The following is a 14,103-nucleotide window of genomic DNA, read 5'->3' on the forward strand; positions in this document are numbered from 1 at the left end:
GGCTGGCGGCGCGGACCTGCTCGGCGATGCGCTCGGCGACCTCGCGGGCGGCGCGCTCGGTGGCCGCCTCGACCATCACCCGGACCAGGGGCTCGGTGCCCGAGGGGCGCAGCAGCACCCGGCCGGTCTCGCCCAGCTCCGCCTCGGCCAGCTCGACCTCGGCCCGCACGGTTGGCGCGGCGGCCCCCACCGACCGGTCCCCGACCGGCACGTTGATCAGCACCTGGGGCAGCTTGGTCACCACTGCGGCCAGGTCCGCGAGGGAGCGGCCGGTGGCGGCCATCCGGGCCATCAGGTGCAGCCCGGTGAGCACCCCGTCGCCCGTGGTCGCGTACGCCGGCATGACGATGTGCCCGCTCTGCTCGCCACCGAGGGCGAGACCGGAGCCGCGCAGCTCCTCCAGCACGTACCGGTCGCCGACCTTGGTCTCGATCAGCCGGATGCCCTGCACGGACATGGCCAGCCGCAGGCCGAGGTTGCTCATCACCGTGGCGACGAGGGTGTCGTCGGTGAGCGCGCCGGCCTCCCGCATGGCCACGGCGAGGATCGCCATCACCTGGTCGCCGTCGACCTCGACCCCGTCGGCGGTGACCGCCACGCACCGGTCCGCGTCGCCGTCGTGGGCGATGCCCAGGTGCGCGCCGTGCTCGACCACGGCCTCGCGCAGCGTGTCGATGTGGTTGGAGCCGCAGTCGTCGTTGATGTTCAGCCCGTCCGGCTCGGCGTGGATGGCGACGACCTCGGCCCCCGCCTCCCGATACGCCACCGGCGCGACCTCGGCCGCCGCACCGTTGGCGCAGTCGACCACGACCTTGATCCCGTCGAGGCGGTGCGGCACGGTGCCGACGAGGTGCTGTACGTAGTGGTCCGCGCCGTCGAGCAGGTCGTGCACCCGCCCCACCCCGGCACCGGTCGGCCGGTCCCACGCGGTGACGGCGTTGGCCTCCACGGCCGCCTCGATCCGCGACTCGATCTCGTCGGGCAGCTTGTGGCCGCCGGCGGCGAAGAGCTTGATCCCGTTGTCGGGCATGGGGTTGTGCGAGGCGGAGAGCATCACGCCCAGATCGGCCTTGGCCTCGGCGGTGAGGAACGCCACGGCGGGCGTGGGCAGCACTCCGACCCGGACGACGTTGGCGCCGGCGCTGGTGAGGCCGGCCACCACGGCGGCCTCCAGCATCTCGCCGCTGGCCCGGGTGTCCCGGCCAACCACGGCCAGCGGCGGATGGCTCCGGTCCGTCTCGGCCAGTGTGTGAGCGGCGGCCACCGCCACCGCGAGCGCGAGCTCCGGGGTGAGATCCGCGTTCGCGCGTCCGCGTACGCCGTCCGTGCCGAACAACCGGCCCATACCCGCCAACCTCCGATGAAATGGTGCAACAGAGAAAGCGAAACGGCCGGGCCACCTCCCGTGGAGGGGAGGCGGACCCGGCCGTTCGTCAGAAGTACAACGTGAAGCTGTTGGTCAGCGCTTCGAGTACTGGGGAGCCTTGCGGGCCTTCTTGAGGCCGTACTTCTTGCTCTCCTTGACCCGGGCGTCACGGGTCAGGAAGCCGGCCTTCTTCAGGGCCGGACGGTCGTCGGGCTCGTTGACGATAAGCGCCCGGGCGATGGCGAGCCGCAGCGCACCGGCCTGGCCGGTGGTGCCGCCACCGCGCAGGTTGGCGATGACGTCGAACGCCTCGGGCTTCTCGGCGGTCACCAGCGGGTCCTTGATGAGCTGCTGGTGCACCTTGCTCGGGAAGTAGGCCTCGAGGTCGCGGCCGTTGCAGGTGATCTTGCCGCTGCCGGGCACGATACGCACCCGGACGATGGCCTCCTTGCGGCGACCCACGGTCTGAATCGGCCGGTCGCCACGCGGCGCGCGGACGACGGGCGCCGGCGCCTCGGCGGCCTCGGGGGCAACCTCGGTCTCGGTGATGTCGGTCATGCTGCTTCCTTCGCCCGCGCTCACTGCGCGATCTGCTTGATCTCGAACGGCGCCGGCTGCTGCGCGCCGTGCGGGTGCTCGGCACCGGCGTAGACCTTCAGCTTCTTGATGAGCTGACGGCCGAGCTTGTTGTGCGGGAGCATCCCCTTCACGGCCAGCTCGATGGCCCGCTCGGGACGCTTGCTGAGCAGCTCCTCGTAGCCGACCTGCTTGAGGCCGCCCGGGTAACCGGAGTGGCGGTAGGCGACCTTCTGCTGGCGCTTGTTGCCGGTCAACGCGACCTTGCCCGCGTTCACGACGACGACGAAGTCGCCCGTGTCGACGTGCGGCGCGAAAGTCGGCTTGTGCTTGCCACGCAGAAGCGTGGCGGCGTGGGTCGCGAGGCGGCCCAGCACGACATCAGAGGCGTCGATGACGTGCCACTGACGCTCGATCTCACCCGGCTTCGGGCTGTACGTACGCACAGGTCTACCTTGTCTCGTCGTCGGTCTGGGGTCGCGCGCCGTGGTGACCAGGGCATCCCGGCCAGGCCAGCGCGCACGAACGACCAAGCGTACCTGATGCGGCACGCCTCTGGATGTCGTACAACAGCAGGCAACGATACCCGGGGGCGGGTCGGCAGGTCAAAACGGGGGGTCCCCCGGCGCGGCCCCCCGTTTCGGTCATGACCAGGGTCACACCCCGGCGCGGGCCATCCGCGAGCCGGGCCGCACGTACGCGACCCAGGTGACCACCAGCAGCACCAGGAAGAAGGCGACGTAGAAACGCAGCGCCGGCTGGATGCCGCCGTAGGTCGACTTCGCCCAGGCGTAGCAGATCGGGACGAGGAAACCGCCGAACGCGCCGACCGAGGAGATGATGCCCAGCGCCCCAGCCGCCTGCCGCCGCATGGACAGCATGATCTCCGGGGAGCCGCCCAGGTCCTCCCCCTTGACCCGGAAGATCTTCGAGATCATCCGGTACGTCGACCCGTTGCCGATCCCGGTCGCCACGAACAACAGCATGAAGGCGGCGAAGAAGACGCCCAGGCTGCGCTCCTGGACCGACCAGAGCGCCCCGCACGCCCCGACCGCCATCAGGACGAAGCTGCCGATGGTGACCCGGGCGCCGCCCACGGAGTCGGCCAGCCGCCCGCCCAGCGGGCGGAAGAACGAGCCGATGCCGGCACCGATGAACGCCCAGCTCAGCGCGATGTCGGGCCGGCCGAACACCGAGTTGAGCAGGGTGGGGAACGCGGCCGAGTAGCCGATGAACGAGCCGAAGGTGCCGATGTACAGCAGCGACATGATCCAGGTGTCGGCGTGCCGCAGTGAGGACCAGACCGGCTTCACGTCCGCCTTCGCCTCGGCCAGGTTGTCCATGAACAGGTACGCGCAGACCGCCGCGGCGACGGCGAGCGGGATGTACATCAGGCCGGCCCGGGAGAGCGCGAGCCCGCCGCCGAGCACGATCACCTGGGGCACCAGGAACTGCACCACCGCGACGCCGATGTTGCCGCCGGCCGCGTTGAGGCCCAGCGCCCAGCCCTTCTCCCGCTCCGGGTAGAAGAAGGAGATGTTGGCCATGCTGGAGGCGAAGTTGCCGCCGCCGAAGCCGGCGGTGGCGGCGATCAGCAGCAACGGCACGTACCCGATCTCCGGGTTCTCGACCGCCCAGGCCAGGCCGACGCTGGGCAGGATCAGCAGCAGCGCGGAGACGATTGTCCAGTTCCGCCCGCCGAAGATCGGCACCGCGAAGGTGTACGGCAGCCGCAGCAGCGCGCCCACGCCGCTGGGCACGGCGGTCAGCCACAGCGTCTGGCTGGTGGTGAGCTGCCAGCCAACGTCGTCGAGCCGGACGACGACGATGCTCCACAGCAACCAGACCGAGAAGCCGATGTGCTCGGCGAAGATCGAGTAGATGAGATTCCGGCGGGCGATCCGGCTGCCGACGGCCCGCCAGAAGCCCTGGTCCTCCGGGTCCCAGTGCCCGATCCACCGACCGGGTCGTTCCTTCAGGTCGATCTCACCTGTGGGTTCGGTCTCGGCCACCGTGCTGGTCATTGCTGTCTCCTCCCGGCCGGGCGCTGACGTCCACGCCGCCCGGGCGCCACAGGCGGGCGACGGGCGGTTCCGCCAGCAAGTTAGAAGGCGGGGATTACCGGAAGATTCGTCGCGGGAGTCGCCAACGCAACAGCCGCCGCACAGGGCGGGTCGGGACAATGGTGAAATCTCGGCTGGGCGGGTGACCCGGCGCGGTCAGAGCTGTTGCAGGATACGCAATGCGCGGGCGACGCCCTGCATGGTGTCCGCGTCGGCCACGTCCACGCACTCGGTGAACCACTTCTTCATGGGCGAGGAGAGCCGGTCGGGCATCACCACGGCGGTATGACCGTGGGTCATCCCGGCCGAGCCTGCCCGCCGAAGGGGACAAATCACCGCCCTCTGCGGAAGGCCGGAGCGGCCCGCTTCGCGCAGTGGCTACCGACCTGACGTCGGGCCAGGGTCACCGCCGCGCCGGGGAACCGGCGCTCAGCAGGAGGCCCGGCGCGTTTCTCCGGTGCGGTGTGAGGCGCTCTTGACAGGACCGAAACAAGCGAGACGCTGACCCGAAACGCCCCGGCGGCACGCTTTGCCGACATGACAGACGGTGCACGACCGGCGACTCCCACGGGGGACTCCCCCCGGGAGGCGGCGACGCACTGCCCGTACTGCGCTCTCCAGTGCGGCATGACCCTGCGCGAGGCCGGCGGCCGGGTCGAGGTGCTGGCCCGACAGTTTCCCACGAACCGCGGCGGCCTCTGCCAGAAGGGCTGGACGGCCGCCGAACTGCTGGACCACCCCGACCGGCTGACCACCCCGCTGGTCCGCGACGCCGGCACCGGCGAGCTGCGCCCGGCGTCCTGGGCCGAGGCCATGGAACGGATCGTCGGGGGCATCCGCGCCGTCCAGGACCGGCACGGTCGCGACGCGGTCGCCGTCTTCGGCGGCGGCGGGCTGACCAACGAGAAGGCGTACGCGCTGGGCAAGTTCGCCCGGGTCGCGCTGCGTACCCGGCACATCGACTACAACGGACGTTGGTGCATGTCCTCGGCGGCTGCGGCCGGGAACCGCGCGTTCGGCGTCGACCGGGGGCTGCCCTTCCCGCTGGCCGACCTGGGCCGGGCGCAGACCCTGCTGCTGGTCGGGGCGAACCCGGCCGAGACCATGCCGCCGCTGATGCGCCACGTCGCCGACCAGCAGGCCGCCGGCGGCACGCTGATCGTGGTCGACCCCCGGGTCACCGCCACCGCCCGGCAGGCCGACCTGCACCTGCAACCGGTGCCCGGCACCGACCTCGCGGTGGCCAACGCGCTGCTGCACATCGCGCTCACCGAGGGCTGGCTCGACCGGGCGTACGTCGCCGACCGGACCACGGGCTTCGACGAGGTGCGACGGACGGTGGCCGGGTACTGGCCGGCCGACGTGGAGCGGCTGACCGGCGTGCCGGTGGCCGACCTGGAGGCGACCGCGCGGGCGCTGGCCACGGCGCGCAGCGCGATCATCCTCACCGCGCGGGGTGCCGAGCAGCACGCCAAGGGCGTGGACACGGTCACCGCGTTCATCAACCTGGCGCTCGCGCTCGGCCTGCCCGGCCGGCCCGGCTCCGGGTACGGCTGCCTCACCGGCCAGGGCAACGGTCAGGGCGGGCGGGAGCACGGCCAGAAGGCCGACCAGCTCCCCGGGTACCGCAGCATCGCCGACCCGGCGGCCCGCGCGCACGTCGCCGGGGTGTGGGGGGTGCCCGCGGACGAGCTGCCCGGGCCGGGCGTGCCGGCGTACCAGCTCCTCGACTCCCTCGGCACCCCGGCGGGCCCGAAGGCACTGCTGGTCTTCGGCTCCAACCCGGTGGTGTCGGCACCCCGGGCGGCCCGGATCTCCGGCCGGCTGCGCGACCTGGACCTGCTGGTCGTCGCCGACCTGGTGCGCTCCGAGACCGTCGAGCTGGCCGACGTGGTGCTGCCCACCGCCCAGTGGGCCGAGGAGGACGGCACGATGACCAACCTGGAGGGTCGGGTGCTGCGCCGCCGCGCGGTGCGCACGCCCCCGCCGGGTGTCCGGACCGACCTGGCGATCCTCGCCGACCTGGCCGACCGGCTCGGCACGAAGGCGGGGTTCTGCGACGACCCGGCCGAGGTCTTCGACGAGCTGCGCCGGGCCTCGGCCGGCGGGGTCGCCGACTACGCCGGGGTCACGTACGACCGGATCGACGACACCGGCGGGGTGTTCTGGCCCTGCCCGGCCCCGGACGCGCCGGACACCCCGCGCCTGTTCACCGACGCCTTCCCCACCCCCGACGGGCGGGCCCGGTTCCGCGCCGTCGACCACCGGCCGGCCGCCGAGGAGGTGTGCGCCGAGTATCCGCTGCGGATGACCACCGGCCGGGTGCTCGCCCAGTACCAGTCCGGCGCGCAGACCCGCCGGGTGGCGGCGCTGCGCCGGGCCGCTCCGGGGGCGTTCGTCGAGCTGCACCCGGACCTGGCCGCCCGGCTCGGCGTCGAGGACGGCGAGGACGTACGGGTCACTTCGCGGCGCGGCGAGCTGCGCGCCCCGGCCCGGCTCACCCCGACGATCCGCCCCGACACCGTCTTCGCGCCGTTCCACTGGGGCGGAGCCGCGCGGGCCAACTCGGTCACCAACGACGCCCTCGACCCAGTCTCGGGGATGCCGGAGTTCAAGATCTGCGCCGTACGGGTGGAGAGGGCTGAAGCATGACCACCGTCGTGATCGTGGGCTATGGGATGGCCGGCGCGCGCCTCGCCGCCGAGCTGCACGCCCAGCCCGGGGACCGCAAGGTCACCGTGCTCGGCGCGGAGCCGCACCGGGCGTACAACCGAATCATGCTCTCCACCCTGCTGGCCGGGAAGCTCGACGAGCCGGACGTGGAGCTGACCGAGGCCGCCGGGCACGGCGTGGACGTCCGCACCGGGGTCGCGGTGACCGCGATCGACCGGGCCGCCTGCGAGGTGCGCACCGACGACGGCGACCGGGTCGGCTACGACCACCTGGTGCTCGCCACCGGCAGCCGGGCCATGGTGCCGCCGCTGCCGGGGCTCGACCCGGCGGCCCTGCCGGACCGGGTGGCCGTCTTCCGCACCCTGGACGACTGCCGGCGCATCCTGGCCATGGCCCGGGGGGCCCGGCGCGCGCTGGTGCTCGGCGGCGGCCTGCTCGGGCTGGAGGCGGCCCGGGGGCTCGCCGCCCGGGGGTTGGACGTGACTGTGGTCCACCCGACCGGGCACCTGATGGAGCGGCAGCTCGACCCGGCGGCCGGCGCGGTGCTCGCCGGCACGCTCGCCGGCCTCGGGGTACGCACCCGCCTCGCGGCGTCCGCGACCGGGCTCGCCGCCGACGCCCACGGCGTCCGGCTCGACCTGTCCGACGGGTCGTCGCTCACCGCCGACCTGCTGGTGCTCTCCTGCGGGGTACGCCCCGACACCGTGCTCGCCGCCGCGGCGGGGCTCACGGTGGAGCGGGGCATCGTCGTCGACGACCGGCTGCGTACCAGCGACCCACGCGTCTCGGCGATCGGCGACTGCGCCCAGCACGGTGCTACGCCCAGCGGGCTGGTCGCGCCGGCCTGGGCCCAGGCCCGGGTGGTGGCGCAGCTGCTCAGCGGCGTGGACCCGCACGCGGCGTACCGGCCCCGGCCGGCGGTCACCCGGCTCAAGGCGGCCGGGATCGACCTCGCCGCGATGGGTGACACCGCCGAGGGCGACCGGGCCGGCGACGGGCCGGTCGAGGAGCTGACCTTCGCCGACCCGGCCCGGGGCACGTACGCCCGGCTGCGCATCCGCGACGAGCGGCTGACCGGTGCGATCCTGCTCGGCGACAATCCCGCTGTCGGCACGGTGGTGCAGTTGTTCGACCGGGGCGCTCCGGTGCCGTCGGACCGGCGGGCGCTGCTGCTCGGCCGGACGCTCGGCGGCACACCGGCCGCGCCGGCGACGTCGCCGGCGCTGATGCCGGACGCGGCGACCGTGTGCCAGTGCAACGACGTCAGCAAGGGCGCGCTGGTGCGCTGCTGGCGCTCCGGCGGCCGGACGGTCGAGGCGATGTCCGCGGCGACCCGGGCCGGCACGGGCTGCGGCGGGTGCCGCGACGCCCTCGCCGGCATCGTCGGCTGGCTCGCCGAGGTCGACCCGGTGGCCGACGAACCGGCCGGACTTGCCAGAACGGACCTGACCGGCGGCGGCCCGCCGACGCTGGCCGGGGCAGACCTAGTCAACGACGACAGCCCGAGAACGCGACACGACCGCGTGGAGGTGGCGTGATGAACGGCGACACGACAGGGCCGGGCACCGGCGGAGGCGACGCCGTGACCGGCGGCCGGGTGATCGTCATCGGCAACGGCATGGTGGGGCAGCGGTTCACCGAGGCGCTGCGCGCCCGGGACACCGAGCGCCGCTGGCAGGTCACGGTGCTCGCCGAGGAGCGCCGGCCCGCATACGACCGGGTGCGGCTGTCGGCGTTCTTCGACGGGGTGTCCGCTGAGGAGCTGAACCTGCACACCCCCGACGACGGGGTCGAGCTGCGCCTGGGCGAGCCGGCCACGGCCATCGACCGGGAGCGCCGGGTCGTCGTCACGGCAACCGGCGAGCACCCGTACGACGCGGTCGTGCTGGCAACCGGCTCGTACCCGTTCGTACCGCCGGTGGCGGGCCGGGACCTGCCCGGGGTGTTCGTCTACCGCACCCTGGACGACCTGGAGGCGATCCGGGAGCACGCCCGGGGCCGGAGCGTCGGCGCGGTGATCGGCGGCGGCCTGCTCGGCCTGGAGGCGGCGAACGCGCTGCGCCTGCTCGGCCTGACCACCCACGTGATCGAGTTCGCGCCGCGACTGATGCCGGTGCAGGTCGACGAGGCCGGCGGGGCGATGCTGCGCCGCTACGTCGAGGAGCTGGGGGTGTCCACCCATCTCGGGGTGGCGACCACCGCGCTGCGGCCCGGCCCCGACGGTGGGGTGACCGCCCTGGAGCTGTCCGACGGTCGCACGGTCGACGCCGAGCTGGTGGTGGTGGCGGCGGGCATCCGGCCCCGCGACGAGCTGGCCCGGTCGGCCGGCCTTGAGCTGGGCCCGCGCGGCGGGGTGCTGGTGGACGCGGCGTGCCGCACCGGCGACGAGCGGATCTGGGCGGTGGGCGAGTGCGCGGCCGTCGACGGGGTCTGCCACGGGCTGGTCGCCCCCGGGTACGCCACGGCGGAGGTGGTGGCCGACCGGCTGCTGGGCGGCGCGGCGACGTTCCCCGGCGCGGACACCGCGACGAAGTTGAAGCTGCTCGGCGTGGACGTGGCGTCGTTCGGCGACGCCCACGGCACCACCGAGGGCAGCCTGGACGTGACGTTCACCGACCCGGCCACCCGGTCGTACGCGAAACTGGTTCTCTCCGACGACGCGAAGACGCTGCTCGGCGGCGTGCTGGTCGGGGACGCGAGCGCCTACCCGACGCTGCGGGCCAGCGTCGGCGGGCCGCTGCCGGCCGCGCCGCTGGCGCTGCTGGCCCCGGCGGGCGGGGCGGGGGCCGGTGCCAGCGCGCTCCCCGGCAGCGCGCAGGTCTGCTCGTGCAACGCGGTGACCCGCGACGACATCGACGCGGCGATCGCCGGCGGCTGCGCGGACGTGCCGGCGCTGAAGGCGTGCACCCGGGCCGGGACGAGCTGCGGATCGTGCGTGCCGATGCTCAAGCAGCTCCTCGATGCGGCCGGGGTGAAGCAGTCCACCGCGCTGTGCGAGCACTTCGACCTCAGCCGGCAGGAGCTGTTCGATGTCGTGCGGGTTCGCGGCATCCGCACCTTCTCCCGGCTGATCGCCGAGCACGGGCGGGGCCGGGGCTGCGACATCTGCAAGCCGGTGGTCGCCTCGATCCTCGCCTCGCTGGGCACCGGGCACGTGCTCGACGGCGAGCGGGCGTCGTTGCAGGACACCAACGATGCGTACCTGGCGAACCTGCAACGCGACGGCAGCTACTCGGTGGTGCCCCGGATTCCCGGCGGGGAGATCACCCCGGAGAAGCTGATCGTGATCGGCCAGGTGGCCCAGGAGTTCAAGCTCTACACCAAGATCACCGGCGGGCAGCGCATCGACCTGTTCGGGGCGCGGGTGGACCAGCTTCCGCAGATCTGGCGGCGGCTGGTGGACGCGGGCTTCGAGTCCGGCCACGCGTACGGCAAGGCGCTGCGCACGGTGAAGTCCTGCGTCGGCGAGACCTGGTGTCGGTACGGGGTGCAGGACTCGGTCGGGCTGGCCGTGGCCCTGGAGCTGCGCTACCGGGGGCTGCGCGCCCCCCACAAGATCAAGTCAGCGGTGTCCGGCTGCGCCCGGGAGTGCGCCGAGGCCCGCAGCAAGGACTTCGGCATCATCGCCACCGACGGCGGCTGGAACCTCTACGTTGGCGGCAACGGCGGCTTCCGGCCCCGGCACGCCGACCTGTTCGCCACCGACCTGGCGACGGAGGAGCTGATCCCGCTGATCGACCGGTTCCTGATGTACTACATCCGCACGGCCGACCGGTTGCAGCGCACCGCCGCCTGGATCGAGGCGATGGAGGGCGGGCTCGACCACCTCCGCGCGGTCATCGTGGACGACTCCCTCGGCCTCTGCGCCGAGCTGGAGGCGGAGATGGCCCGGCACGTGGCGGCGTACTCGGACGAGTGGCGCGACGTGCTCGACGACCCGGAACGGCTGCGCCGGTTCACGTCCTTCGTCAACGCGCCCGACGTGCCGGACCCCTCGATCACCTTCGCCATCGAACGCGGCCAGCCGGTTCCCGCCGGCCGGGCCCGGCCCGTCACGGCGTCAGCGGCACCCGACGGCGAGGCACCGGCCCGCCGCCGGCAACCGGTCACCCTCGGCCTCCCGGAGGTACGGCGATGAGCATCGCGACAGACCCGTTCACGAGCGGCACGGCGACGGACACCCGCGACTGGGTCCCGGTCTGCCCGCTGGACCGGCTGGAGCCGGAGCGGGGCGTGGCCGCCCTGGTCGACGGGGCGCAGGTGGCCCTGTTCCGCACCGGCGACGAGCTGTTCGCCCTGGACAACCTCGACCCGGTCGGCGGCGCGTACGTGCTGTCGCGGGGCATCGTGGGCAGCCGGGGCGGGACGCCCACGGTCGCCTCCCCGCTGCACAAGCAGGTGTACGACCTGCGCACCGGCGCCTGCCTGGACCTGCCCGGCGTGGCGGTGCTCCGGTACGACGTACGCTGCCGGGACGGCATGGTCGAGGTGCGGTTGAGACGGGAGGGGTGAATGGCCGACGAACTGGCCGGCTTCACCATCGGGGTCACCGCTGACCGCCGGCGCGACGAGCTGGCCGCGCTGTTGCAACGGCGCGGCGCGCGGGTGGTCATCGCGCCGGCCCTGCGGATCGTGCCGCTGACCGACGACACGGACCTGCGCGAGGCGACCCGGGAGTGCCTGACCCGCCAGCCGGACGTCCTGATGGCCAACACCGGCATCGGAATGCGCGGCTGGCTGGAGGCGGCCGAGGGCTGGGGGCTGGCGGAGCCGCTGCGCGGCGTGCTGTCGCAGGCGTACGTGGTGGCCCGGGGCCCCAAGGCGCGGGGCGCCATCCGCGCCGCCGGCCTGCACGACCAGTGGTCGCCGGACTCGGAGAGCTGCGAGGAGGTCGTCGAGCACCTGGTGCGGCGCGGGGTGGCCGGGCAGGTGATCGCCATGCAGCTACACGGCGACCGGCAGCCCGAGTGCACCAACGCGCTGGAGGACGCCGGCGCGACCGTCATCGAGGTACCGGTCTACCGGTGGGCCCCGCCGACCGACCCCGCGCCGCTGCACCGGCTGATCGACCTGGTCGCCGGCCGGCTGGTGGACGCGGTCACCTTCACCTCCGCCCCGGCCGCCGAGGCGCTGCTGCGCGCCGCCGGGGACCGCACCGAGACGGTGCTGGAGGCGCTGCGCGGCGACGTGCTGGCCAGTTGCGTGGGCGCGGTCACCGCCGAGCCGCTGATCCGGCGGGGGGTGCCGGTGAGCGCGCCGAGCCGGGCCAGGCTCGGCGCTCTGGTCAGGACCATCGTGGACGAGCTGCCCCGCCGCACGGTCAGCATCAAGGCCGCCGGGCACCTGCTGACCCTGCGCGGGCACGCGGCCGTGGTCGACGGGGAGCTGCGCCCGCTCGCCCCGGCACCGATGGCGGTGCTGCGGGCGCTGGCCGCGTCACCGGGGCGGGTGCTGTCCCGCACCGCCCTGCTGCGGACACTACCGCGCGGCGCGGACGAGCACGCGGTGGAGATGGCGGTGGCCCGGCTGCGGGCCGGGCTGAAGGCCCCCCGGGTGGTGCAGACGGTGGTCAAGCGCGGCTACCGGCTCCGGGTGGAGTGACCTGGGCCGGGACGGGTACGGGTCGTCGGCGGCACACCCAGCCGAGAAACGGCCTTGGCCGCGATCCTGAGGGTTGCCGAGGTCGAACCCCACAGGAGCTTGCTCGATCCGGGAAACAGTGGCCTCGACGTCGATTCGAAGCCACTGTCTCCACGATCGGGCGGGCTCGCACCGCCGAAGCGGCGGGTGCCCTGATTTCGCCAGAGCGGCGGCCGCTCAGCCGACCGGGGCCGGGAAGCCTCGGCCGTGCTCGGCCTGGAGGCGCATCATCGCGTGCTCGACGACCGTCACCAGCACCTGCTTGACGGGCTCGCGGTGCCGGGCGTCGGTCATGACCAGCGGCACCTGGGGCGAGATGGCGAGGGCCTCTCGGACCTCCTCCAGCTCGTACTGCGGTGCCCCGTCGAACCGGTTGAGCGCCACCACGTACGGCAGGCGGCGGTTCTCGAAGTAGTCCAGCGGGGCGAACGCGTCGGTGATCCGGCGGGTGTCGACCAGCACGGCCGCGCCCACCGCACCCTTGATGATCTCGTCCCACATGAACCAGAACCGGGTCTGGCCGGGCGTGCCGAACAGGTACAGGATCAGGTCCTCGGCCATGGTGATCCGGCCGAAGTCCATGGCGACCGTCGTCGTCTGCTTCCCCGGCACCTTCGAGGGGTCGTCGATGCCGACGCCGGCCGAGGTCATCACCGCCTCGGTGGTCAGCGGAGTGATCTCCGAGACCGCGCCGACCATAGTCGTCTTGCCCACACCGAAGCCGCCCGCAACCACGATCTTCGCGGAGGTGATCCCGCGGTTGCGGCGCGCCCCGGCGGGGTCATAGCCTGCGAAGTCCACTTAGCACCCTTCCAAGGATTTCCATCCGCTCCTCGTATCCCTCGGCGGGAGCGGCAGTATGCAGGGTCAGCAGGCCCTCGGCCACCATGTCGGCGACGATCACCCGGGCCACACCCAAGGGCATTCGGGTGTATGCGGCGACCTCGGCCAGCGACTGGGGCCGACCCTCGCAGATCGTGGCGATTCGGTGCTTGTCGTGGCCTGCGAACCGGGACTCGGCGACGGCGGTCGGGCTGGCCGTCAGCACCGCCTCCAGGGCGATGTCCTGGCGCGGCTCGGTACGGCCACGGGTGACCGCGTACGGACGCACCAGCGCGCCGCGCGGGTCCTCCCGTCGTTGGTCCATCCGCGATCACCTCCTCCCGGTCGACGTCGTTGCTCGACGTCTGGTCATTGTTCGTGCAGCCCTGCGGTGTTACGCGCGCACCGCATCGCGGGGCAGCGGCACCAGCGCCGCGCCCACGCGCTCGACCAGCAGCGCCATCTCGTACCCGACCTGCCCGACGTCGCAGCTACGGGCAGCGAGCACCGCCATCGACGAGCCGTCGCTGATCGACATGAGGAACAGATATCCGCTGTCCATCTCGATGACCGTCTGGAGCACCCCGCCGGCGCTGAACATGCGGGCCGCGCCCTCGGTCAGGCTCACCACGCCGGAGGTGATGGCGGCGAGCTGGTCGGCCCGGTCCGCGGGCAGGTCCCGGGACGAGGCGAGCAGCAGCCCGTCAGCGGACACCGCCACCACGTGGGCGATGCCCGCCACGCTGTCGGCGAAGTTGGTGAGCAGCCAACCCATGTCCTGCATGGCCGCTGGCCTGTTCATCGGCTCGTCTCCTTGGTCGAATTGCTGTTCAGGTCCGCGCCGGCCGTCCGTCCACGCTGTACACCGCGGTGGTAGGCCGACAGCAGGCCGCGTACTTCGTCGGGGGTGCGCCGGCTGCGGTCCCGACCGCTCTTCGGTTCGATCCCGCCGGGGACGAGCTG

At 73.3% G+C, this 14,103-nt stretch carries 13 protein-coding genes; 5 read left to right on the plus strand and 8 right to left on the minus strand.

Going from position 1 to position 14,103, the window contains the following annotated elements:
• From glmM to E1258_RS33515, 5 genes are all read right to left on the minus strand, one after another.
• The coding region (gene glmM, locus E1258_RS21790) for a phosphoglucosamine mutase (protein ID WP_132404366.1) at positions 1 to 1,345 on the minus strand (1,345 nt) is incomplete at its 3' end.
• Between the two features lie 114 nt (positions 1,346 to 1,459).
• Entirely contained in the window at positions 1,460 to 1,924 is a 465-nt protein-coding gene (gene rpsI / locus E1258_RS21795; RefSeq protein WP_007072972.1) for a 30S ribosomal protein S9, read from the minus strand.
• Positions 1,925 to 1,944: 20 nt separating this feature from the next.
• Positions 1,945 to 2,388: a 50S ribosomal protein L13 gene (rplM, locus tag E1258_RS21800; protein ID WP_007072973.1), complete on the minus strand. Its 444-nt coding sequence runs from the start codon at positions 2,386 to 2,388 to the stop codon at positions 1,945 to 1,947.
• Positions 2,389 to 2,598: 210 nt separating this feature from the next.
• Positions 2,599 to 3,966, minus strand: coding sequence for a NarK family nitrate/nitrite MFS transporter (locus tag E1258_RS21805; protein ID WP_132404369.1), 1,368 nt, complete (start codon positions 3,964 to 3,966; stop codon positions 2,599 to 2,601).
• Between the two features lie 195 nt (positions 3,967 to 4,161).
• Complete coding sequence (locus tag E1258_RS33515; protein WP_165949866.1) at positions 4,162 to 4,305, minus strand: hypothetical protein; 144 nt, start codon at positions 4,303 to 4,305, stop codon at positions 4,162 to 4,164.
• 237 nt (positions 4,306 to 4,542) lie between these two features.
• Here E1258_RS33515 and E1258_RS21810 point away from each other — a divergent pair, with 237 nt between their 5' ends.
• From E1258_RS21810 to E1258_RS21830, 5 genes are read left to right on the plus strand one after another with little or no spacing between them, the layout of a single operon-like run.
• Positions 4,543 to 6,657, plus strand: a complete 2,115-nt coding sequence (locus E1258_RS21810) for a molybdopterin oxidoreductase family protein (RefSeq protein WP_132404372.1) — start codon at positions 4,543 to 4,545, stop codon at positions 6,655 to 6,657.
• Positions 6,654 to 8,216, plus strand: a complete 1,563-nt coding sequence (locus E1258_RS21815) for an FAD-dependent oxidoreductase (RefSeq protein WP_132404375.1) — start codon at positions 6,654 to 6,656, stop codon at positions 8,214 to 8,216. The genes E1258_RS21810 and E1258_RS21815 overlap by 4 nt, the downstream gene beginning before the upstream one ends.
• Complete coding sequence (gene nirB / locus E1258_RS21820; RefSeq protein WP_371688656.1) at positions 8,216 to 10,816, plus strand: nitrite reductase large subunit NirB; 2,601 nt, start codon at positions 8,216 to 8,218, stop codon at positions 10,814 to 10,816. Before E1258_RS21815 ends, nirB begins: the two co-directional genes overlap by 1 nt.
• Entirely contained in the window at positions 10,813 to 11,190 is a 378-nt protein-coding gene (gene nirD / locus E1258_RS21825) for a nitrite reductase small subunit NirD (protein ID WP_132404378.1), read from the plus strand. The genes nirB and nirD overlap by 4 nt, the downstream gene beginning before the upstream one ends.
• The gene (locus E1258_RS21830) at positions 11,191 to 12,279 is read left to right on the plus strand and encodes a uroporphyrinogen-III synthase (protein WP_007072981.1); all 1,089 of its coding nucleotides are present in this window, start codon (positions 11,191 to 11,193) and stop codon (positions 12,277 to 12,279) included.
• A 216-nt stretch (positions 12,280 to 12,495) separates the two neighbouring features.
• Here E1258_RS21830 and E1258_RS21835 read toward each other — a convergent pair whose 3' ends face one another.
• From E1258_RS21835 to E1258_RS21845, 3 genes are all read right to left on the minus strand, one after another.
• A complete protein-coding gene (locus E1258_RS21835) occupies positions 12,496 to 13,119 on the minus strand; it encodes an ATP/GTP-binding protein (protein ID WP_132404381.1) in 624 nt (207 codons plus the stop codon).
• The gene (locus E1258_RS21840; protein WP_007072983.1) at positions 13,100 to 13,465 is read right to left on the minus strand and encodes a DUF742 domain-containing protein; all 366 of its coding nucleotides are present in this window, start codon (positions 13,463 to 13,465) and stop codon (positions 13,100 to 13,102) included. The genes E1258_RS21835 and E1258_RS21840 overlap by 20 nt, the downstream gene beginning before the upstream one ends.
• A 69-nt stretch (positions 13,466 to 13,534) precedes the next feature.
• The gene (locus E1258_RS21845) at positions 13,535 to 13,942 is read right to left on the minus strand and encodes a roadblock/LC7 domain-containing protein (protein ID WP_007072984.1); all 408 of its coding nucleotides are present in this window, start codon (positions 13,940 to 13,942) and stop codon (positions 13,535 to 13,537) included.
• Positions 13,943 to 14,103: the final 161 nt, after the last annotated feature.

Source organism: Micromonospora sp. KC207, assembly GCF_004348615.1.
Classification (GTDB): Bacteria; Actinomycetota; Actinomycetes; order Mycobacteriales; family Micromonosporaceae; genus Micromonospora.